Source organism: Paenibacillus sp. EKM10P, assembly GCF_011800655.1.
Classification (GTDB): Bacteria; Bacillota; Bacilli; order Paenibacillales; family Paenibacillaceae; genus Paenibacillus; species Paenibacillus polymyxa.
The window spans coordinates 64574-85241 of record NZ_JAALET010000013.1; the positions used below are offsets into that span (position 1 = coordinate 64574).

Sequence of the window (20668 nt, forward strand, 5' to 3'; positions counted from 1 at the left end):
CCATTCAACCCAAAAGTTTGGAAATTGAACAAAAAATGATTACATCCGGCATTTATTTTTTGCAATACACCAGCTATCTTGTAATATATCATATGGTCAGCGGCAATGGTCTAAGCGTTTTCCGTATGAATTATAAGCTGCTGCTGTTTTTAGTCATGTATTATTTTATCGGAATAACAGCTCTGAATAACTTCGGACTGATTGTTTACCTATTTCTATTTGTGCTACTGGCATTATACGGGTGGTTGACCGACAAATATGAATCCTTGTGGGTCATAGGCTTCTACGCCATCCTTACCATCTTTATTACGACACTGCTGGGTTATTTCATAACGGTAATCAGCTATGCGGTTCCTTATGAATATAAAAACAAATGGACGGCGCCCTTCCTAACCGCTTGTTCACCTCCGCTGATCTACTTGGCGCTCCGAAAGCTTGTGTCTTATTTGTTTCCTACTCCGGCGGTCAGGCTTTTGAAGCTATATCGGATTAAGCTTATCGTCGGAGCTTCTTTAATCTTAGTCTTGGGGATCATCGGACTCGGACTCATTATCTATTCGGAGTGTGAGAGCAACAATCCGTATCCAAGCAGATTAAAGATTGTGTTGATGCTGATCGGCTTGACCTCCATCTTCCTGATGACGATCAATTGGCTGTATCGCTTCCTGCGTGAACGTGAGCTAGAGAAGAACAAGACGGAACAATACTTGCAGCTGGAGGCTTATATTATGGAGATTGAAAAAATGTACGAAGACATCCGCGGCTTCAGACATGACTATACCAATATCCTGTTAATGCTGGATGAGGGGATCAGAACTGGGGATTTGGCGATGATCAAGCGGATATATGAGAGTTCTATCCAACCTACTGCTTCACAGTTGAACGGATATTCCTATAGTCTGGATAACCTGATTAATCTGGACGTGAGTGAGCTCAAGAGTATTATTACATCCAAGGTGCTGGTGGCAAAGAAGCGTGGAGTTGACGTAAAATTGGAAATTGATAGCGGTATCAGTGAAATGTATATGGATATTATAGACCTTTGCAGAGTAATCTCTTGTTTCCTGGACAATGCAATCGATGCGGCATTAGAGACCTGCAATCCGTCCATAAATATTGTACTGATCCATGAAGACGATATTCAGACGGTGACGATACGAAACTCTTATAATCATTCTGCACTTGACGGGATTAAGGTGAATGATCTCTACAAACGGAACTTTTCAACGAAAGCGGACAATCGGGGTCTTGGCTTGTACAATATAGCAAAGGTGCTGCGCAGCAACAAGTATGTCACTTTGGATACCAAAAAGGAACCGGATTTTTTCACGCAAACATTAATTATAAAGAGAGCGACATCATGAATATTTTTATCCTGGAAGATCAGTTTATCCAGCAGCGCATAATGGAAAAGATGGTCCGTAAAAGCTGCGAGGAACTTGGCATCTGCTGCAGTAATCTCATTGTCACCAGTAAGCCGGATCTCCTGCTTTTTGAATCTAAAGCTTGTGCGAATAACTTGTATTTCCTTGATATTGAAATCTCTGGTTGTCAGATGAAGGGACTGGAAGTTGCTCAGGAAATCAGAAAATATGATATGTATGGGCATATTGTCTTTGTAACTACCCACGGTCATCTGTCTCCGATCACCTTCCAATATAAGGTAGCAGCTCTTGATTTCATTATCAAGGATGCTAGTCAGGATGAAATGGAAAAAAAGGTCAGAGAAGTTCTTGTTGTTGCCCATCAAAGAAAGCCTGTGTTGGATGTCGATGATTGGTTTATACTCGACAATAAATTTACGAAATTTCAAATTTCCTTCTCCAGCATTTATTACTTTGAAACAACCGGTGTTCCCCACAAAATTCGTCTGGTTTCCGAAAACAGAACTCTTGAGTTTTACGGCGATCTGAAAGATATTGAGGCTAAGGATCCAAGGTTGTTCCGGTGTCATCGGGCATTTATCGTAAACCTGATGAAGGTGGAATCTATAGATAAGAGCAAGAAGGAGATCATTTTTCAAACCAATCAGAATTCCGGAGAAGCAAGGCGCATTATTCCCGTTTCCCGCCAATTGTTGAAGCACCTCTTAGATAAGATGGGAGACCGGAGCCTCCTGAACAGACCTGTTTACGAATAGAATAGATACGGAGGGCATAGTCCTTCGGGAAGAAAAGGGGAGGAATATGGAACAAAGATTATCCGTTCAAGCAGAGGTGAAAGGCATTGATGCCACCAGTTTAAAATTAATTGCAGTATTGGCAATGCTAATTGATCATATTGGAGGGCTATTTTTTGCCGATTTTTTGGGCTTTCAGGTGGTAGGCAGAATTACATTGCCTATCATGGCTTTTTTTGTAGCCGAAGGATATATCCATACCAGAAGCTTCAAAAAATATACAATGCGCCTTGCTCTAACCGGGCTAGCCAGTGTGGTGCCTTACGGATTGGTATTTAAAGATTGGTATACTTCGGGAAACATCATGCTAACGTTGTTGATGGGTCTACTGGCAATATGGTTCTATGACAACACGACCAATCCTGTACTTAAATACTTGGCGATTTCGGCTCTTTGCGTAGTCTCTTTTTTGGGAGACTGGAGTGTAATTGGAGTGTTCTTGGTTCTGGCTTTCTATGTGGCTCGCAAACAACAGAAGATTTATAACGGATGGATTATTGCAATAATTGCGCTTATGTTCATTTTCGGAGTCATCATTATATGGGCTGTTCCCGATTCGCTCAGCATCATGGGCATCAACGCCAGCACAATGAACGAATATCTTTATCCGTTTGCGATCGGCGGGGCCTGTATTTTTGCCCTCCCTCTGCTATCCCGATATAATGGAGAGAGGGGAAAAGGCTCACGAGCCTTCTTCTATTTGTTTTATCCTCTGCATTTGCTCGCGCTCTATCTGCTGAAGTTGGCTATTGATTATTACATATAAGAAAGGCTGTCTAATAAGTAACTAAAATAAAAAATTGGACGGGAGACGACATGTTTTCCGTCTAATTTTTGCGGTTTGACGAACTATTCGAATGTTGATGAAGCAAGGAATACTTTGAGGATTAAAGGAGGAGCAGCATGAAGATTATGCCTATACAGAAACGAGGGATCTCCGATAGTCGGCTGGTGCTCGGTTGCATGCCTTTTGGTGGAGAATGGAGCCATGCACCGTTTACACAGGAGCATGTCGTTGAAGCGGAGAGAGCTGTAGATGCTGCACAATCCATCGGAATTACGATGTTTGATCATGCGGATATCTATCGTATGGGAAAAGCGGAAGAAATTTTCGGTCGGATTTTAAAGGAACAGCCAGGCTTGCGTGAACAAATCGTCATTCAATCCAAATGCGGCATTTTTATGCCGGATGGTACGCTCCCGGGTCGTTTTGATTTCTCATATGATCATATTATGGAGTCCGTGGACGGTATCCTGAAGCGTCTGGGTACTGAATATTTGGACATCCTGCTGCTACACCGTCCCGATCCGCTGGTAGAGCCGGAAGAAGTAGCAAAGGCGTTCAGCGAGCTTAAGACATCCGGCAAAGTACGGCATTTTGGCGTTTCCAATATGAATGTAAGCCAAATTCGTTTTCTGGAGCGCAGCCTAACGGAGCCGCTGATTGCTAATCAGCTGGAGATGAGCCTGGCACATCTGCATTTTATAGATCAGACCGTACACGTGAACCAGCAGGCAGGGACGAATGTACATTTTGGCGAAGGTTTGCTGGAATATTGCCAAACCGAGGATATTCAGCTCCAGGCTTGGGGACCGCTGGCGCAGGGGCGTTTTAGCGGAGGTTCTCTGGAAGGAAAACCTGAGCATATCCATAAGACGGCAGAACTGGTGCAGAAGCTGGCCTCTGAAAAGGGAACGACACGCGAAGCGATCGTCTTGGGCTGGATTATGAAGCATCCGGCACGGATTCAGCCTGTCATTGGCAGCGCCAATCCTGAACGAATCCAAGCATGTCAGGATGCAGAACGCCAGAGCGAACTGATGACCCGTGAAGAATGGTATCAATTGTATGTAAGTGCGCGCGGACAAGCCTTGCCGTAACTGGTACTGCGGACTAGCTTGTTACAGCAGACGTGTGCGGATGTAAGTACATGACCTCGTTTCGTTTATACGTACTGTAGGTTAATACGGCCCTCCTTTCGTCTCATTAACAGACGGAGGGAGGGCCTTTACATGGATAGATCCTAATTTCTGCAGCAGCTATTCCTCTTCGTATCGTGCGAGGGCTTTGGCTGTTGTTTCTTTCATTCGTGAGATCAGCCGTGAGCCTTGGACGACCTTGACACGTTTGCCAAGGAAACGGATTTTGGATAGCACATATTCACATTCGTCTGCCTGGAAGGTGAGCGTAATACGATAGGTATCAGCTTCCTGTACATATTCGACCTCTTTTTCAAAACAGGAAAAAGCATATAAAATACGAGACATTTCACCGTTGTATACAGGAATAATTTCAATGATGCCCTGTTCTTTGCGCGACTCCAGTATACCGAGTATTCGTTGGGTAAACTTCTCGGCTTCTTCAGGAAGAATCTCATCCTCCGTAATGGTTACAATGTTGGATAGTTTAGTAGACATGAATGCGCGATGTCGGCGATTATACCATAGCAGACTCCATTCTTTTTTGACCATGGAAAACTCCAGCTTATAGGGAAATCCGGACATTCGCTCATGTAGGCGTCCGTTGCGCAGTTTGTAGGTCATACAGATGCCTGAACGGGATCGCAGAATGGAACGCAATTCACGCAGGAGCGGATGATAAACCGAAGCAGCAGGAACTCCTGCCTTTTCGCGCAGGCTGCCATCGGCCTCCAGAGGCTCGTCGTCTGCAAGTAATTGCCAAAGCTTATCAAGTGTAGGCGGGGTAAAAGCCGCTGTCGCTGCCGAGTCTGTAAGCATGGACTTGAGCCAGACTCTTTCCTGCGATGTGGTAGCAAAAGCGCCCGATTCATCCAGCCGTGAGACGATCTGATAGTTAAATATTTTCTCGAACAGGCTCATAATAGGCTTGCAGCTCCTTCCATTCCTGTCTGAATTCCTTACGCAGCCGCTGGGGCTCCAATACCTCACAGCTTGATCCGAAGCTGCGAATCCACGGTTTAATCTCAGTGATTCCATTCACTGTGATTTCATAGATAAAGGATTCACTTTCTTCCTCCGTAATCGTACCCCATTGTCCTTGTGACAGCACACGTTCCCGAATAAAGTTGCGTTTTGCCCCTTCGGGATTAAAAAAACGTACCCTTACCTTCACGGGACGACCCGTATCAACAAGCCAGCTGTATCGCATTTTTTCCTCCAACACGGCTAACAGGTCGGCATAAAGCTGTTCTGGGACAGGCTTGCCCTCCACCAATTGGGTCATGCCCTCCATACGAAACTTCATGATTCCTTTGCCGCCCACATGACCAAGCACGTACCAACGTCCATATTGATGATCATAGATGACTTGCAAGGGCAGAATGGTATGTTCACGGCCTTCAGTCTCTTTTTCAAATCGTGGGTTGGTGTTCTGTGACCCGTACATGCTTCGTTTGGATGCCGAAAAATATAAAAAGTTTACGCAGCGGCGTTGCCGAATGGCATGCAGAAGCGGATGAATATGGGCTTCGTCCAGAATGCGTGAATAATAATGGTATTTATATAAAAAAGGCTCTGCCATCTCCCGATCTCCGAGCTGACGGCGCATGGCCTTTTTAAGATGATCTCGCAACAGATATCCCTGCACAGAGGGGAGCTGAGTGTTGGCCATAATGTCCACAAAATCATATAAGTCCAGTAATTCCTCGTCCGTCAGTTCTGTCACCAGATCGTTACGGACAGCATAGCGATAGGGTCTGCCGCCAGGCTCCTTACGAACTACGCCGACTTCGACCAGATATTTCAGATCAGAACGGATTGTTTTTTCATCCGGCAGTGCACTGTCGGAAGGCAGCCCATTGCAGCAAGCGTCCAGCAGTTCCATGGTGGTCATAGGCTGTGATTGCAGCGCTGTCAGCAGAAGGGATAAGCGGACGCTTTCCGATTCCTTGAGCGATTTGGCCCGAAACAGGAATAACAATAATGGGTCAGCGGATTCGTAATAATTAAAGCGCAGCATCTCATTAAAATCATGTCCCTGTTCCGCAGGAAGCTGCTGTTGTACGGATTGGACGATTTCCTTGAGGCGCCGGATCGTCTTATCAAAGGTATGTACCGAAATGCCAAGTCTGTCTGCAAATTGCTGCCGATTATAAGCGCCGCTGGTTAGTGTGAGCATACGCAGGAATTGAATTTCTTTATCAAAACTCTCTCTCGCCATGATGCATTCCCCGTTTCTGTAGCCGTTCTCCGAAAACAAGTATCCCTTTATTCTAACAGGGAAGGGATGCAGGAAAAAGGTAATTTATTCATCTTTGTAATACTTTCACCATGTTCATGACTTCCAAAATAAAGGATTATAGGGATATAAGGTAGCACGATAAGTAAGAAGCAATACATAACAGAAGGGTGATGCAACATGTTTGGACGATTCAAAAATGAAGTGTTATATCCATGGGTAGGTAAGCTTTCGATTTATGAAACGATTAAGCAGGGACTGGACCCTCAGGGAAGGCTTACGGATGATCATTTGCCGGATGATGAAGAATACTGGGCAGGTCATACGATGCGTTGGGTGGCAGGGGGGCTGGATGGAGCGTTTGGGCATCACGGCGCTGGCGGAGATGGAGAGACTGAGAAAATTAAGGAGCTAGCACACTTGTTGTCCAGACAATGCCGCAAGCCAGGGATGAAAACAAGACGTGAGACATATGTACGCTTGATGGAGGAAAATGCGCTCAGCCTGATTGATCCGCTGCTAGATGCGGTGCGCGAACATCCAGCAATTCAGCCGGATCGATTGTATGAGGAAGCGCGTTGGCTGGCCGAACACGGAGCACATCGCAATGTGGTGAAGGTCGGTATTGCGCTGCTCGGATTGCTGGAGACAGAGCAGCACCACGAGCTTATTTTAACGCTAGCCAAGCATGATGAATTCACGCTATATGCGGCTGTAGCTATCCGTAATATTTCGGATCAGGCCAATGAGCAGTTGTATAATTTAGCCTTACAGGTACATGGTTGGGGACGTATTCACGTCGTGGAACGACTGGAGCCGGCGCGGCAGGAAATACGTGATTGGTTATTACGGGAAGGATTCCGTAACAATGTCATGTATGAGTACCTTGCTTATGAATGCGCTCATAAAGGCGAGCTGCATACAGCCATCGCTGTACCGCATATTGATCGGGAGTTGTTTGACGGAGCAGGCGATATACTGTCGGCTTTGCTGGCAGCAGGCGGACCTGCGGAAAGTATAGACGATTATGAGCATGCCGCTATGGTCATAGGCAACTACCTTCGTCATGCTAAGACTATGTGTACGACTGTGAAGCATCTTACGATCATCATGGATATTGCGGACTTCCTCGATGAAGAAGACGATTCATGGGAGGCACGTTATGAGCATGAATGGACGCCGGAATTACGTAAACGTTACGCGTCGATATGCCAGCAGATGATGGACGATCCGCAGTGGATGAAGCTGGTAGAGCAGGAACTACATCATGCAGATTCACCGCATCTTCACTGTGCCATTCGCGCAGCTCGAATGCTAGCACTAGATGTATGGCCCGTGCTATTTGATCAATTAAGCAAACACCCAGTCAAGCCTAATCTTTACTTTGAACTTAGCAAGACAGAGGATGAACAGCGGGCATATAAGCTGGTGGCTTTTGCAGAAAAGCACTTGCCTCTGGGAGAGATAGCTTCCGGTCCTGCTGATGTACCGGGCTTTGGACCGGAGTATGAAGCGCATCAATGTCTAGGGATGCTGCTGCAACTATTGTCTTCTTACGAAGGAATGGGACAAAAGCTAGTTGCTACCGGACTTTGGAGCCCGGTGACCTCCAATCGCCGTGCAGCGCTTCATGTACTCAAGGAATGGCCTTCTGAGATGTTGGGAGAGGCAACGATAGAGCGCCTTCGCTGCTTATCGGAAGCTGAAACGGAGGAGTCGATCAGAGAACAGATTCGGGAAATACTTTAAGGATAAGGGAGGGAACAACATGACAGATGTGAAGCATGGGCAGGGTTTCATTCAACCGGAAATGCGCGACACGATTTTGCGTGAGCTGCGCGCGTTGGAGCAGGAAGAGCAGGTGCGCATTGTGTACGCCTGTGAATCAGGCAGTCGGGCATGGGGGTTTCCTTCACAGGACAGTGACTATGATGTACGATTTATTTATGTAAGACCCATAGAATGGTATTTATCTATTTTTGATAAGCGGGATGTGATTGAGCGGCCAATCAGCAATATGCTGGATATAAACGGTTGGGATTTGAAAAAGGCGCTCCATTTATTTCGCAAATCCAATCCGCCTTTGCTGGAATGGCTGCAATCTCCGATTCCCTATCTGGAGCAATATTCAGTGGCCGATCAGATCCGTGCAATCTCGCCGTTAACCTTCTCTCCGAAGTCCTGTATGTATCACTATCTGAATATGGCACGGGGAAACTATCGGGACTATTTGCAAAGTGAACAGGTGAAAATTAAAAAATATTTTTACGTGCTGCGTCCGCTGCTGGCCTGTGGCTGGATTGAACGTTACAACAGTATGCCTCCTATCAAATTCGTAGACTTGCTAGCGGAATTCATTCCGGTAGGTACCGAACTTTATCAGGTGATCGAGCATTTGCTGGAGCGTAAAAAAGCGGGTGAGGAGCTGGATATGGAGCCGCAGCTTTCGGTGGTGAATGACTTTATTGAACAGCAAATTGCTTATTTTGAACAGAAGGCGCCTTTGCTTCAGCATATGGAGGGCGGACGGGATCAGCAATTGGACGAGATGTTCCGCGCTGCGGTGAATGAAGTATGGAAAACATAAGCAGGGAAGGAGAAGTGGAGTATGCACATCACGCTAAAAGCAACCGGAAACAATGCTGGGATGATTTCGCATTTGCTCGCCAAGAACCCTTACAATACGTATGATCGCACGGAAAAGGGTGCACGTGTACGCATGGTGTACACCACTTTTACAGAGGAAGAGGCAGAAATCGCCATTCAGGCTTCACCAGATTCAATAGATTTGGTCAAAAACAGTCCGGATAGCTATGACATTACACAATATATTAATGACCGGGAGTTTGTAACCAGCAGCTTGTTCTGTACCTATATTCGCGGCGCGCTTGGCACAGCCCTGAACGGCAAACCCAAGGAAGACTATACAGCGTGGGTGACGCATCCTTTTGCGCTGGAGTTATCGTTTGGGCCTGTTGCGTCAGATTTGCCAGATGCTGTGGTGGAGGGACTATTTGCGCCGCTGGGCTATCAAGTGACCATCGAACGAGGGAAAGCGGATTATTCTTTTCAGCTGAAAAATCGAAGCACCGTCAGATATGTCACGCTAAGTGGTCATCAGACGGTGCAATATGCGCTGCGTCAGTTATTGCTGTTGATTCCAGTGTTGGATAATTATAAGCACTACTATATTAGCGAAGAAGAGTTTGATAAGCTGAAACGTTACGGTGAAGGCTGGCTGCAAGAGCATCCGATGCGCGAGCTCATCATTCGACGCACGCTTCATTTTACCAATCTGATTGAGCAATTTGAGCAATCTGATTCTGCTGCTACACAGACTGAAAAACATGCGGTCCAAGAACAAAACCATAATCACGAACAGGATCAGCAGCAAGATCAGTCACTGGAGGAAGGAAAGCAACAGCCTGTAATGCGGCTAAATGAGCTGCGGTATCAAGCCATTATGGATGTGATTCGCAAGCTGCCCCGAAGACAGAAAATCGTAGATTTTGGATCTGGGGAAGGGAAGCTTTCGGCTCGGATGGCTCGAATCAAGGGCATTGAAGAGATTTGGGCTGTGGAGCCGTCTGCATATGCACAGGTGAGGGCTGTGGAGCGTTTTGCCAAGCTGGAAAGGCATGCCGATGCAATTCGCCCTACACCTATGATGGGCTCTCTCTTTTATTATGATGAACAATTGCGGGGAAAAGATGTGATGATCCTGTGTGAGGTCATTGAGCATGTGGATGAGCATCGTCTGAACCGGGTGATGGATACGATTGTGACAGAATATCAGCCGGGTGTGCTGATCGTGACGACTCCCAATCGAGAATATAATGAGGTGTATCGTATGGATCAGCAAGAGCTGCGGCATGGCGATCACCGTTTTGAATGGAGCAGAAGCGAGTTTCGTGAACGATGCGAGCAATGGATTGAGGAAGCTCCCTATTCATTAGCGCTGGAAGGGATCGGAGAAGAGGTCGAAGGCTTTGGACAACCGACCCAAATGGCTGTATTTACGCGCAGAAAGGAGCCGAAGAATTCATGAGCATTTCATCCGAACGAACGATTAATCTACCGCATGCTGGACTGGTTGTGTTGGTAGGGGCCTCGAATAGTGGCAAAACCACTTTACTGGACAGGTTGGTGAGCGAAGGGATTCTATTGAAAACGGAAGTGGTATCCTCAGATCATTTTCGCCAGCTGGTCGGAGATACGGAATTTATAGACTGGAGCGGACTTCCAAGGCTGGAATCGGACGTGCTGTTTTATGAGTACCAGCAAATGTCAGCCAAGGCGTTTGAGGCGATGGATACCATTCTGGCTATGCGCTGTCGTCTGAATAAGCTGACGGTTGTGGATGCCACCCATCTGTATGCTGAGGATCGCCAGAAATATGTACAGCTGGCAGCCAAGGCGCATGTACCTGTGATGGCTCTGGTGCTGGATGTACCCGAATCTGTGCTGCTGGAACGTGATGCAGGTAGGGCGCATCCGCGTGGTCGCCAACGGGTCAAGCAGCAGGCACAGCTGTTAAAGCGGAACCTGCGCGGTATTCGGGAAGAAGGTTTTAACGCTTGTTATGTCCTCAAGGATGTAGAAAAGCTTAACTTCGCCCGCCGTGCTCAGCCGCTGTTTCATGATATAGGTGCAGGCATTGATATCATTGGTGACATCCACGGGTGCTACCGGGAGATGCTGGAGGTGTTAGAGCGGCTCGGATATATGGAAGATACGGAAGGACTATACCATCATCCAGAAGGCAGAAGACTGGTATCCGTTGGGGATGTGATGAGCCGTGGCCCAGAATCGTTACTAGCGGTGCAGTTTTGGAAAAAGCACGTGGATGCCGGACTCGCCTACATGATTGATAGCAATCATGGCTGGAAAATCGGTCGTTATCTTGATGGAAGAAAAGTAACTCTCAATCATGGAGATGAACGATTCGCAGAGGAACTGGTTCAATATGAACAAAAGGTGGGCAAGGCAGCAGCGGAACAGCTTAGAGGCGAGCTGAGGGATTTTCTGCTAAATGCGCCCTCTCATCTAATTTTCGGCAGAAATGGGTTGCGACACCTGGTTGTGACTCATGCGGGGATTAAGGATCATTTTATTGGCAAACAGTCGGCACGTATTTCTGATTACTGTCGTTATGGAGATACGGATGGTCAGGATGCAGACGGAAAACCAATCCGCAAAGATTGGTTCGTAGACCATGAATCGGGAGAAATAGTAGTATGGGGACATGATCCGAGACCGCAGCCTACGATTGTGAACCAGACGGTGAATATTGATCAGGGTGTGGTATTTGGCGGTATGCTGACCGCTTATCGTTATCCGGAAAAGGAATTTGTCAGCGTTCCGGCTCATGAGAATTATGCGAATGACCCCGATAGCCCACTTGTCAGGTGGCAGAAAAAACGGTTTTCCCCGCCGAATTTACGTAAGCTCATCGCTGGTTACAGCGTACTAACGGAATCGTATGGCGAAGTGCGAGTACAAGGAGAATGGGTCAAATCCGCTATAGATACCGTGTCACATGTGACAGTACCGATGGAGGAACTGGTGTACATTCCACCAACTATGAGTCCTGCTCCCACGGTTTCCGCAGAAGAAGGATATCTGGAGCATCCGCGTGAGGCGCTGGCTTATTATCGTGGTCAAGGCGTACAAACGATGGTAGCGGAGAAAAAGCATATGGGTAGCCGGGCAATTTTGCTATTATTCAAAAACGAACAGGCTGCTGTCGAATATGTAGGATACCCGACATTAGGCACGATCTACAGCCGCAGCGGCCGCCCTTTCTTTGGACCAGGCCTTGCGAAGCAGGTCTTGGAAAAGCTGAATGCCGATCTACAGACTGCCGGGTATTTTGAGCGGAATCAGACGGATTTCGTGTTGCTGGATGCAGAAATAGTACCGTGGAATCTCAAGGCTCGGGAACTGATTGCCGCACAGTATGCGCATGTGGGTGAAGCAGCTCTGCTGGATCGCAGTAAGCTGGTAGACAAGCTGAAGCAAGCGAAGGGTGCAGGCCGGGAGGTTGGAGACTGGCTGGAGGAAATGGAACGGAAATATGGCAATGCCGTAACGTTCCAAGAAGCTTTTCAAAAATATTGCTGGGATGTAGACGGGCTGGATGAAATTCGTATTGCACCGTTTCATACACTGGCCCACAGCGGCCGGACGTTTTTTGACCAATCTCATCTTTGGCATATGGAGCACAACCGGGAGCTAGCAGGACTGTCCTCGCTGTTTATGGAGACAGAGTATCGGGTCATCACGGACGAAGCAAGCGAGGAAGAGGTTATCCGCTGGTGGAACGAGATGACAGAGGATGGTCATGAGGGCATTGTGATCAAGCCGGAACGCTTTTTGATGAAAAATCGGGACAAGATGATTCAGCCTGCAATCAAGGTGAGAGGCCGGAAGTATTTGCATATCATTTACGGTATGGATTATCTTGCCCCTGAGAATTTAAAGCGTCTGAAGCAGCGCCGAACGAACAAAAAGGAGCGTCATGCCCTGATGGAAGGAGCGCTTGGTATGGAGGGCGTAGAACGTTTTGTCCGCAAGGATACGGTGGATCGTATTCATGAATGCGTCCTTGCCGCGCTATCTCTGGAATCGGAGCCGATTGATCCGAGATTGTAGTTTGCGAAGGAGGGATTGAGATGGATAGGAGTACACCGTTAATTGATATTGGTGTGAACTTGATGCACCGTTCGTTTCATGGAGATCGGGAACAGGTGGTAGAGAGAGCAGCGGCTGCAGGAATTACACCGTTAATTATTACCGGAACCAGTGTCCGGAGCAGTCGGGAGGCTGCTCAGTATGCGGCTCGTTATCCGGGTAAACTGTACACGACGGCTGGCGTGCATCCCCATGATGCCAAAAGTTGCAGCACAGATACGATTCAGCAGCTCCGCCAACTTGTGGCTCAGCCGCAGGTCGTATCCATAGGGGAATGCGGGTTGGATTATAACCGTGATTTTTCTCCGCGTGATGTACAGCGCCGATGGTTCGGAGAGCAGATTCAACTGGCGGGGGAGCTGCATATGCCTTTATTCCTGCATGAACGAGATGCGCATGAGGACTTTGTCGCTATGTTGCGAGAGCATCAGGGGCTTGTTGATAAAGCGGTGGTGCATTGTTTTACCGGTACTGCACAGGAATTGCATACGTATGTGGAGATGGGACTGTATATCGGTATTACGGGCTGGATCTGTGATGAACGGCGCGGCAAGCATCTGCGGGAGCTGGTCAGGGATATTCCATTGGACCGGTTGATGATTGAAACGGACGCTCCATTTTTGACCCCGCGTAATTTGCCCGTGAAGCCCAAAGAAGGGCGTAATGAGCCGGTGTATCTCGCTCACATCGCCGCTACGATTGCCGAGTGCACAGGCCGCAGCATGATGGAGATCGAAATTGCGACGACGGAAACGGCCAAACGTTTCTTCGGATTATAGGATTGTCAAAGCCATGGATGTGGTATATATTATAGTGAATTAAAAAGCATTGTCGGGAGCTTGAGATAGTCAGGCTGAGAGGGTGGCCCTTGCCGCCGACCGTGAAATCTGATCTGGGTAATGCCAGCGTAGAGAAACCTAGAACACCTTACAAGAAACAGGAATACCGCCGATTAGCGGCGGCTAGTCGATGGATACGTTTCATATCCTATATCAAGTTAATGAGCTACAGTCTGTAAAAAGTTGCAGACGGACAAGCGTGTCTTGTTCTGTACCTGACTTTGGCTTGGTTTTAGTGCAGTAGACTGCTGTGCTATATGAGATATGTCGACAACTGATAATGTATGGTGATCATTTTATGACTGCGCATAAAGCTTGCCTGGAGATTCAGCTCCGGACAGGCTTTTTTTTATGGCCAAATGGCCTATTTTAAAGAAAAAGGGGAGCGTATCAACAATGAATACGAATGTAAGAGCGTCCAAAGGGCTGAAGCTGACTGATATTTTGGTCACGATTGTAATCTCCGTGGTGTTTGGGCTGGTCTACAAAATATGGGGACCTGCCTATGATTTGATGAAACCATTCGGTCTGCACGCCGAACAACTAATGTATGGCATGTGGTTTATGGCTGGCACGTTCGCTTATCTCATCATTCGCAAACCGGGTGTTGCGATTTTGGCAGAGGTGGCCGCGGCAACCGTCAGTGCTTTTTTGGGAAGTGAATGGGGCATGTCCACCTTGTACTACGGTTTGCTGCAAGGCTTGGGAGCGGAGCTGTTCTTTGCGATTTTTCTGTATCGGAACGCCAACCTGTGGGTTGCTTCACTAGCTGCGGCAGGAGCGGCTGTCACTTCTCTGATTTTAGACTTCAGCTATGGGTATATTGATCAGCTATCGACCTGGAACTATGTTTTGTATATTGGATTTCGGATGATTGGCAGTATTGTGATTGCTGGAATATTCGCTTTCTATCTGGCTAAGGCATTGGAAGTAACCGGCGTTACACGCAGTTTGAGACCGGCAACGGAACAAGATTATAAGGGGCTGGATTGATGAGTCCGACCAACGAAGATGTGGTGGCTTCGATCACCCGTCTTCGGTTGAAATTCCCCGGTGAGCAAGGGCTGCTTTTTCACAATATGTCCTTATCTGTTCGCAAAGGGGAAAAGCTGCTGCTACTGGGGCCGAGCGGATGCGGCAAATCAACGCTGCTTCAGGTGCTGAGCGGTCTGATTCCACGCACGATAGAAGTGCCTATGAAATGCGATGCTGCCGTGATCCCGAGTCTCTCTGGTATTGTATTTCAAGATCCCGACACACAGTTTTGTATGTCATATGCAGACGAGGAACTGGCTTTTGTATTGGAAAATAAGCAGGTTCCAAGGGAGCAGATGCCATCCCGTATTCGCGAGCTGCTAATGCAGGTTGGTCTTCCAACGGATGATATACATCTGCCCATTGCCAGCATGTCACAAGGAATGAAACAGCGGCTGGCGATTGCATCGGTGCTGGCTATGGAACCGGAAGTGCTTTTTTTGGATGAGCCGACAGCCTTGTTGGACGAGGAAGGTACTACACAGGTGTGGGATACCATTCGCAACATTTCGGCAGACCAGACGCTGGTGATTGTAGAGCATAAAATTAATGAAATTGTCCAGGATGTGGATCGGATTGTGGTGCTTTCTGCTCAAGGGGAGATTATTGCGGACGGAAGGGCGGAAGAAGTATTTCATATACACCGACAAGCATTATCCGAGTATGGCGTGTGGTATCCGGGAGTATGGGATGAATCGTCTTCACCACGTTGGAATGATTCTATGACGCAGCAGAATGATGCGTTGCTTGCGGATAGTCCGTCCACTTCAGCATGTACAACAAATTTGCTGGAGTTGGAACATTTTAGCGGACTTCGGGGAGGGAGCTCAGTCATTTATGTGGAGCAAGCGCAGGTGAAGCCTGGCGACTGGATTGGTGTGGTCGGTGAAAACGGGGCTGGCAAAAGCTCGCTTCTGCTCTCTATGATGCGCTTACTTCACACGCAGGGGCGTTATCGCGTGTACGGAGCTGAGGCAGGCAATACGGAGCAACTGGCTGAGCGCATTGGGTTCGCGTTTCAAAATCCAGAGCTGCAATTTGTAGCGAACACCGTGCGAAGTGAACTGGAGTATTCGTTACCCAAGAGTTTGTTTACCGCTAAACAGTGCAGAGAACGAGTGGATCGAATGCTTATGCAGTTCGGATTGGAGCGACTGGATGAACGCCATCCGTATCAGCTCTCGCTGGGCCAAAAAAGGCGGCTGAGTATTGCTACGGCAATGATCCGGGAGCCGGAAGTGCTGCTGCTGGACGAACCGACCTTTGGGCAGGATGCGCGTAATACCTTTGTCATGCTGGATATGTTGGAACAGCTAAGAGCGGCAGGCACGGCCATTGTGATGGTTACGCATGACCCGGAAATTGTCCGTCGATATTGTACTGATATATGGCGGATTCAGAAAGGGGAACTACAGTATGAGTCTGTCCTTTCCTCATCATGAAACATGGCTACATCGTGTGAATCCGGGCCTAAAGCTTGTGATGTTTTCTCTGCTGTTTGTGATCGTTATAGTCATCCATGATCCGAACGTTATGTTTAATGTTACATGTACTATGCTGCTGTTGCTTGTCTGGTCAGGCCATCCATGGAAGCGGCTGCTGCTGTACGGATCTCCCTTTATATTGGTGTTTATTTCAACCTCAACAGGCATGATGATGTTTGGCAAAGGAGTGACGACCTGGTGGACATGGGGCCTGATCCATATTACGCAGGAAAGCTTTTACCGAGGGATGCATCTGGGATTTCGTGCACTGAGTATGGCCGCAGCAGGGTTGCTGTTTGGTTTAACGACTCGTCCGGTGAGCCTTTTTTATTCACTGATGCAGCAATGGAAGCTCCCTCCCAAGTATGCGTACAGCTTTTTGGCAGCTATGCGGTTGATGCCGATGATGCTGGAGGAATTTCAGGCTTTGAGACATGCCCACCGTATTCGAGGTTTGCACCAGCATGTGTCCAAATGGAATATGTATGCCACGCTGCGCAGGTACGCCATTCCGCTGCTCGCTCAAAGTATCCGGCGTGCGCAGCGCATTGCTATAGCCATGGAAGCCAAGGGCTTTGCTAATGAAACCAAGCGTACGTATTATTATGCGATCGGCTATTCGGCTGTAGATATTATATTTATTTTTTATTTTGTGGTGTTGCTGATGCTGGCTTGGGGACTTGGTATCTGCTTTCCTTATGTGGGGGTATGGGATGTACGTTAATTGTTGTCAAAAGGCTTTGCCCGATTTCTGCTCTGTGGTATATTAATGCAATGGGAATTGACGGCTCGTACAGACCCGCCTGGGCTGGCGGGCTTATTACATTTTCCCGCAGTAATGGATCATCAGGAGGCCAAGTTTCATGATTACGCTGCATCAGGTAAACAAGCATTATACCACCTCAAGCGGCCCATTTCATGCGGTTCAATCCGTGTCTCTTCAAGTGGAGGAAGGGGAAATTCACGGTATCATAGGTGCCAGCGGTGCCGGCAAGTCTACGTTGCTCCGGTTGATGAATGTATTGGAAAGGCCGGATGAGGGAAACGTGGTTGTGAACGGGGAAGATCTGACTCGCATGCCGGAAAAACGTCTCCGTGAAGCGCGGCGATCCATAGGGATGATTTTTCAGCATTATCATCTTGTTCATAATCGGACGGTAAGTGGAAATGTAGCAATGCCGTTGGAGCTGGCAGGTGTCGCGAAAAAAGAGCGAGCGGAACGCGTGCGCGAATGCCTGCAATTCGTTGGTTTAGCGGATAAGGCAGAACAGTATCCGGCACAGCTGAGCGGAGGCCAAAAGCAACGTGTGGCGATTGCCAGAGCATTGGCGAATCGTCCTGCGGTGCTGCTTTGTGATGAGCCGACCTCAGCCCTTGACCCGCAGACGACCGCTGATATTCTGGGCGTGTTAAGGGAGATCAACCGTGAACTGGGAGTTACCATTGTAATCGTCACACACGATATGGACGTGGTACGCAATATTTGTACCCGTGTATCCGAAATGCGGGACGGGCATTTACTTTCAACGAAACATGTAGCTGACCCTACGGTAGGTTCAACCTTGGAAGCAGGTGAAGCTGATGAATGACATGTTGAACATCATTGCACAGTATCAGTCAGAGATATGGAAAGCCATCGGGGAGACGTTTATCATGGTGGGGATTTCTATCGCAGCAGCTGTACTGTTAGGGCTTCCGGCAGGAACGATTTTATATTTGTGTGGTAAAGGGCAAAAATATGAAAATCGACTGCTCTTCACCATACTGAACAGTCTGGTCAATGTTATCCGCTCGTTTCCGTTTTTGCTGCTCGTGGTGTTTATGATTCCATTTACACGTTTGGTGGTAGGCACGGCGCTGGGCACGATGGCAGCTACGGTTCCCTTGTCAGTGGTAGCCATCGCCTATTATTCGAGGCTGGTGGAACAATCGTTGCTTGAGGTGCCCAAGGGTGTGATTGAAGCCGCTACGTCTATGGGAGCATCCACCCTCCAGCTTATTTTTAAATTTCTATACGTGGAAGCCCGTTCCGGACTTGTACTGGGTTTGACCACGTCCACCATTAGCTTCATCTCCTACTCCACGGTGATGGGCATAGTGGGCGGCGGCGGGGTAGGCGATTTTGCCATTCGCTATGGTTACCAGCGGTTTGAAACAGGCTTGATGGCGTTCACCATCGTCGTTATGATTATTTTCGTACAAACGATCCAGTTCACCGGAAGCACCATATCCCGCCGGATCGACAAGCGGTAAATGGTAAGTTGTATGGCATTACACTTGCACCACCCACTATGGGAAATAAAAATAACTTTACAGTACCTCAAAAGCGGAGAGAAGGATTTGAATCTGGAGAAGCGTTAGCGTTCGCCTTTGAAATGGGATTCTAACCTATCATCACTTTAAATGAGAGAATCCCATTTCAACAGCGATCGGAAGAACAATCTGCACGCGAAGCGGCTCGACCTCCCACTGTAACTCATTTTTTATCTTCCCAATCACAACTAATTTGGAGGTTCATCATCGAATGAGTCGGAAAAACAACATGAAAACGAACTTGAAATTACTTACACTATTTGCAGTGGTTATGCTGCTGGTTGCCGGATGCGGTGGTCAGAAGCAGGCTACACAAGAAACAACAACTAAAGAAGCAACATCCCAAAAAGAAGTGACCTTGAAAGTAGCCACGCTGATCCCACCGATGACAGATGTGCTGGATATCGTGAAGCCACTGCTTAAACAGGACGGAGTCAATCTGGAAATTGTTGTGCTGTCAGACAATATCCAACCGAACAACGCATTGGCAAGCCGTGAAGTGGATGCTAACTTCTTTCAGCATGCTCCGTTTATGCAACAATATAATGAAAGCAACAAATCTGATTTGGTAGCGGTAAAACCGATTTACAACGCCATTTATGGCGCGTACTCCAAAAAATACAAGAACATTAAAGACCTGCCCGAAGGTGCGACGATTGCCATTGCCAATGATCCGGCCAATACCGGACGTTCTTTGGTAATGATGGAGCAAAACGGTCTAATCAAGCTTAAAGAAGGTGTAGGCTATAATGCTACACAGGCTGATATTATTGAGAATAAGAAAAAGTTTGTGTTTAAAGAAGTGGATTTGTTGATGCTGGCGCGGTCGCTGGATGATGTGGACATGGCTGCCATGTATCCCGCATATGCCAAGCCGCTCGGTCTGACACCGAAGAAGGACGCGCTGATTACCGAAAAAGATGATGCGCACTTCGCCATTAATTTGGTAGCGCGTAAGGATAATGCAGATTCCGATGCCATTCAAAAGCTGGCAAAACGAATGACCGGACCGGAAGTACGCAAATTTTTTGAGGACAATTACAAGGATAGCGTGGTTCCAGCATTTTAAATAAATGAGGATTTTGCAAAAATCCAATAAGCGACTTCCAATGAATAAGATATAGATCGAAATGGTTTAGTTCGTCTATATCTTGCACTTTGGAGCGACTGGAATCGAATTTTGCAAAATCCTGAAATAAGTATTGAAACATTATTTTTGATGATATTTGACCTGTATAATGGAGTGCAGTCTGTGAAGAGCAGATGGACTCCCTTGTGCAGGTCTTTTTCTTTTTCATCCTTAATATGGGTAAAGTTCATCGAAATCAGGGTACAAAGTCTTATTTTTTAAGATTTTAGTGTATTACAGCACTGTGAATTTTGGTCATAAAGGGTGATAGAGTAATGATAAGGAACCTATTAAAATAAATATACGAACAAACATTCGTTTCATGTTTTGTTAACGATGTTTGTAGGAGGGTCGAGAAATTCAGCTGACAACGGTTCAAAAGCGTCAATAAAAAGGAAGGGAAACAATATGAAGCTGTTTGTAACTGTAAAAAGTTTGGGAAAGCGTAAACCCGCACTCGCACAACAGGAAATAGAGTTGAGCCCTACTCCAGAAACATTGCGAGATTTGATTACAGCAACCGTTGCCCTGAATGTTCAAAAGCTACGGGAAAAGCAGAAGAGTGTCGCGCTGATTCCGTTCCTCACGGGAGAGGAAATTCAGGCACAAGGCGAGACAGGCAAAGTTGGATTCGGTTCCATATATAATGATGGTGTTCCTAATATTGAGGCTGCCGTGAACACGGCGATGCAGGCCTTTGAGGATGGTTTATACAGGGTTTTTGTATGTGATGAGGAAGCGATTGAACTGGACGCTCCTTTGTCACTTCATGCAGGGGATGAGATTGTATTTATACGCTTCACAATGTTGGCTGGAGGCCTATGGTAGAGGAGGAGA

General features: G+C 47.3%; 19 protein-coding genes. 17 read left to right on the forward strand and 2 right to left on the reverse strand.

Annotated features, from left to right (window positions below; translation table 11 throughout):
- The first annotated feature begins 17 nt into the window (after positions 1-17).
- The 4 genes from HFE01_RS22305 to HFE01_RS22320 all read left to right on the forward strand — a co-directional run bounded on the left by HFE01_RS22305 (position 18) and on the right by HFE01_RS22320 (position 4060).
- Complete coding sequence (locus HFE01_RS22305; protein WP_243208234.1) at positions 18-1364, forward strand: sensor histidine kinase; 1347 nt, start codon at positions 18-20, stop codon at positions 1362-1364.
- Positions 1361-2140, forward strand: coding sequence for a LytR/AlgR family response regulator transcription factor (locus HFE01_RS22310; RefSeq protein WP_117288407.1), 780 nt, complete (start codon positions 1361-1363; stop codon positions 2138-2140). The genes HFE01_RS22305 and HFE01_RS22310 overlap by 4 nt, the downstream gene beginning before the upstream one ends.
- A gap of 46 nt (positions 2141-2186) precedes the next feature.
- Entirely contained in the window at positions 2187-2945 is a 759-nt protein-coding gene (locus HFE01_RS22315) for a TraX family protein (RefSeq protein ID WP_102998723.1), read from the forward strand.
- Positions 2946-3082: 137 nt separating this feature from the next.
- Positions 3083-4060, forward strand: a complete 978-nt coding sequence (locus tag HFE01_RS22320) for an aldo/keto reductase (RefSeq protein ID WP_167438519.1) — start codon at positions 3083-3085, stop codon at positions 4058-4060.
- 159 nt (positions 4061-4219) lie between these two features.
- On the opposite strand, the gene HFE01_RS22325 is transcribed toward HFE01_RS22320, so the two are convergent.
- Together HFE01_RS22325 and HFE01_RS22330 are read right to left on the reverse strand one after the other, a co-directional pair.
- Complete coding sequence (locus tag HFE01_RS22325; protein WP_167438520.1) at positions 4220-5020, reverse strand: WYL domain-containing protein; 801 nt, start codon at positions 5018-5020, stop codon at positions 4220-4222.
- Positions 4995-6320 carry a helix-turn-helix transcriptional regulator gene (locus HFE01_RS22330; protein ID WP_038978103.1) on the reverse strand — a complete coding sequence of 442 codons (1326 nt, stop codon included), beginning with the start codon at positions 6318-6320 and terminating at the stop codon, positions 4995-4997. The genes HFE01_RS22325 and HFE01_RS22330 overlap by 26 nt, the downstream gene beginning before the upstream one ends.
- 198 nt (positions 6321-6518) lie before the next feature.
- On the opposite strand from HFE01_RS22330, the gene HFE01_RS22335 reads away from it, so the two are divergent.
- From HFE01_RS22335 to HFE01_RS22390, 13 genes are all read left to right on the forward strand, one after another.
- A complete protein-coding gene (locus HFE01_RS22335; protein ID WP_167438521.1) occupies positions 6519-8087 on the forward strand; it encodes a limonene hydroxylase in 1569 nt (522 codons plus the stop codon).
- Positions 8088-8106: 19 nt separating this feature from the next.
- Positions 8107-8925 carry a nucleotidyltransferase domain-containing protein gene (locus HFE01_RS22340; RefSeq protein WP_044787133.1) on the forward strand — a complete coding sequence of 273 codons (819 nt, stop codon included), beginning with the start codon at positions 8107-8109 and terminating at the stop codon, positions 8923-8925.
- Between the two features lie 21 nt (positions 8926-8946).
- Complete coding sequence (locus tag HFE01_RS22345; RefSeq protein ID WP_044787132.1) at positions 8947-10386, forward strand: 3' terminal RNA ribose 2'-O-methyltransferase Hen1; 1440 nt, start codon at positions 8947-8949, stop codon at positions 10384-10386.
- Positions 10383-12992: a polynucleotide kinase-phosphatase gene (locus tag HFE01_RS22350; protein ID WP_167438522.1), complete on the forward strand. Its 2610-nt coding sequence runs from the start codon at positions 10383-10385 to the stop codon at positions 12990-12992. The genes HFE01_RS22345 and HFE01_RS22350 overlap by 4 nt, the downstream gene beginning before the upstream one ends.
- Before the next feature lie 20 nt (positions 12993-13012).
- Entirely contained in the window at positions 13013-13810 is a 798-nt protein-coding gene (locus HFE01_RS22355; RefSeq protein WP_107734981.1) for a TatD family hydrolase, read from the forward strand.
- A 101-nt stretch (positions 13811-13911) separates the two neighbouring features.
- The gene (locus tag HFE01_RS27780; protein WP_481856254.1) at positions 13912-14049 is read left to right on the forward strand and encodes a hypothetical protein; all 138 of its coding nucleotides are present in this window, start codon (positions 13912-13914) and stop codon (positions 14047-14049) included.
- 217 nt (positions 14050-14266) lie between these two features.
- Positions 14267-14863, forward strand: a complete 597-nt coding sequence (locus HFE01_RS22360; RefSeq protein ID WP_016819893.1) for an ECF transporter S component — start codon at positions 14267-14269, stop codon at positions 14861-14863.
- Complete coding sequence (locus HFE01_RS22365; RefSeq protein ID WP_107734980.1) at positions 14863-16347, forward strand: ABC transporter ATP-binding protein; 1485 nt, start codon at positions 14863-14865, stop codon at positions 16345-16347. Before HFE01_RS22360 ends, HFE01_RS22365 begins: the two co-directional genes overlap by 1 nt.
- Positions 16322-17113 carry an energy-coupling factor transporter transmembrane component T family protein gene (locus HFE01_RS22370; protein ID WP_107734979.1) on the forward strand — a complete coding sequence of 264 codons (792 nt, stop codon included), beginning with the start codon at positions 16322-16324 and terminating at the stop codon, positions 17111-17113. The genes HFE01_RS22365 and HFE01_RS22370 overlap by 26 nt, the downstream gene beginning before the upstream one ends.
- A 139-nt stretch (positions 17114-17252) precedes the next feature.
- Positions 17253-17978: a methionine ABC transporter ATP-binding protein gene (locus HFE01_RS22375; protein WP_107734978.1), complete on the forward strand. Its 726-nt coding sequence runs from the start codon at positions 17253-17255 to the stop codon at positions 17976-17978.
- Positions 17971-18642 (forward strand): methionine ABC transporter permease, encoded by a 672-nt coding sequence (locus HFE01_RS22380; RefSeq protein WP_016819897.1) that lies wholly within the window; start codon positions 17971-17973, stop codon positions 18640-18642. The genes HFE01_RS22375 and HFE01_RS22380 overlap by 8 nt, the downstream gene beginning before the upstream one ends.
- Positions 18643-18913: 271 nt before the next feature.
- Positions 18914-19771 (forward strand): MetQ/NlpA family ABC transporter substrate-binding protein, encoded by an 858-nt coding sequence (locus HFE01_RS22385; protein WP_167438523.1) that lies wholly within the window; start codon positions 18914-18916, stop codon positions 19769-19771.
- Between the two features lie 468 nt (positions 19772-20239).
- Positions 20240-20659: a hypothetical protein gene (locus HFE01_RS22390; protein WP_107734977.1), complete on the forward strand. Its 420-nt coding sequence runs from the start codon at positions 20240-20242 to the stop codon at positions 20657-20659.
- The last annotated feature ends 9 nt before the right edge of the window (positions 20660-20668 follow it).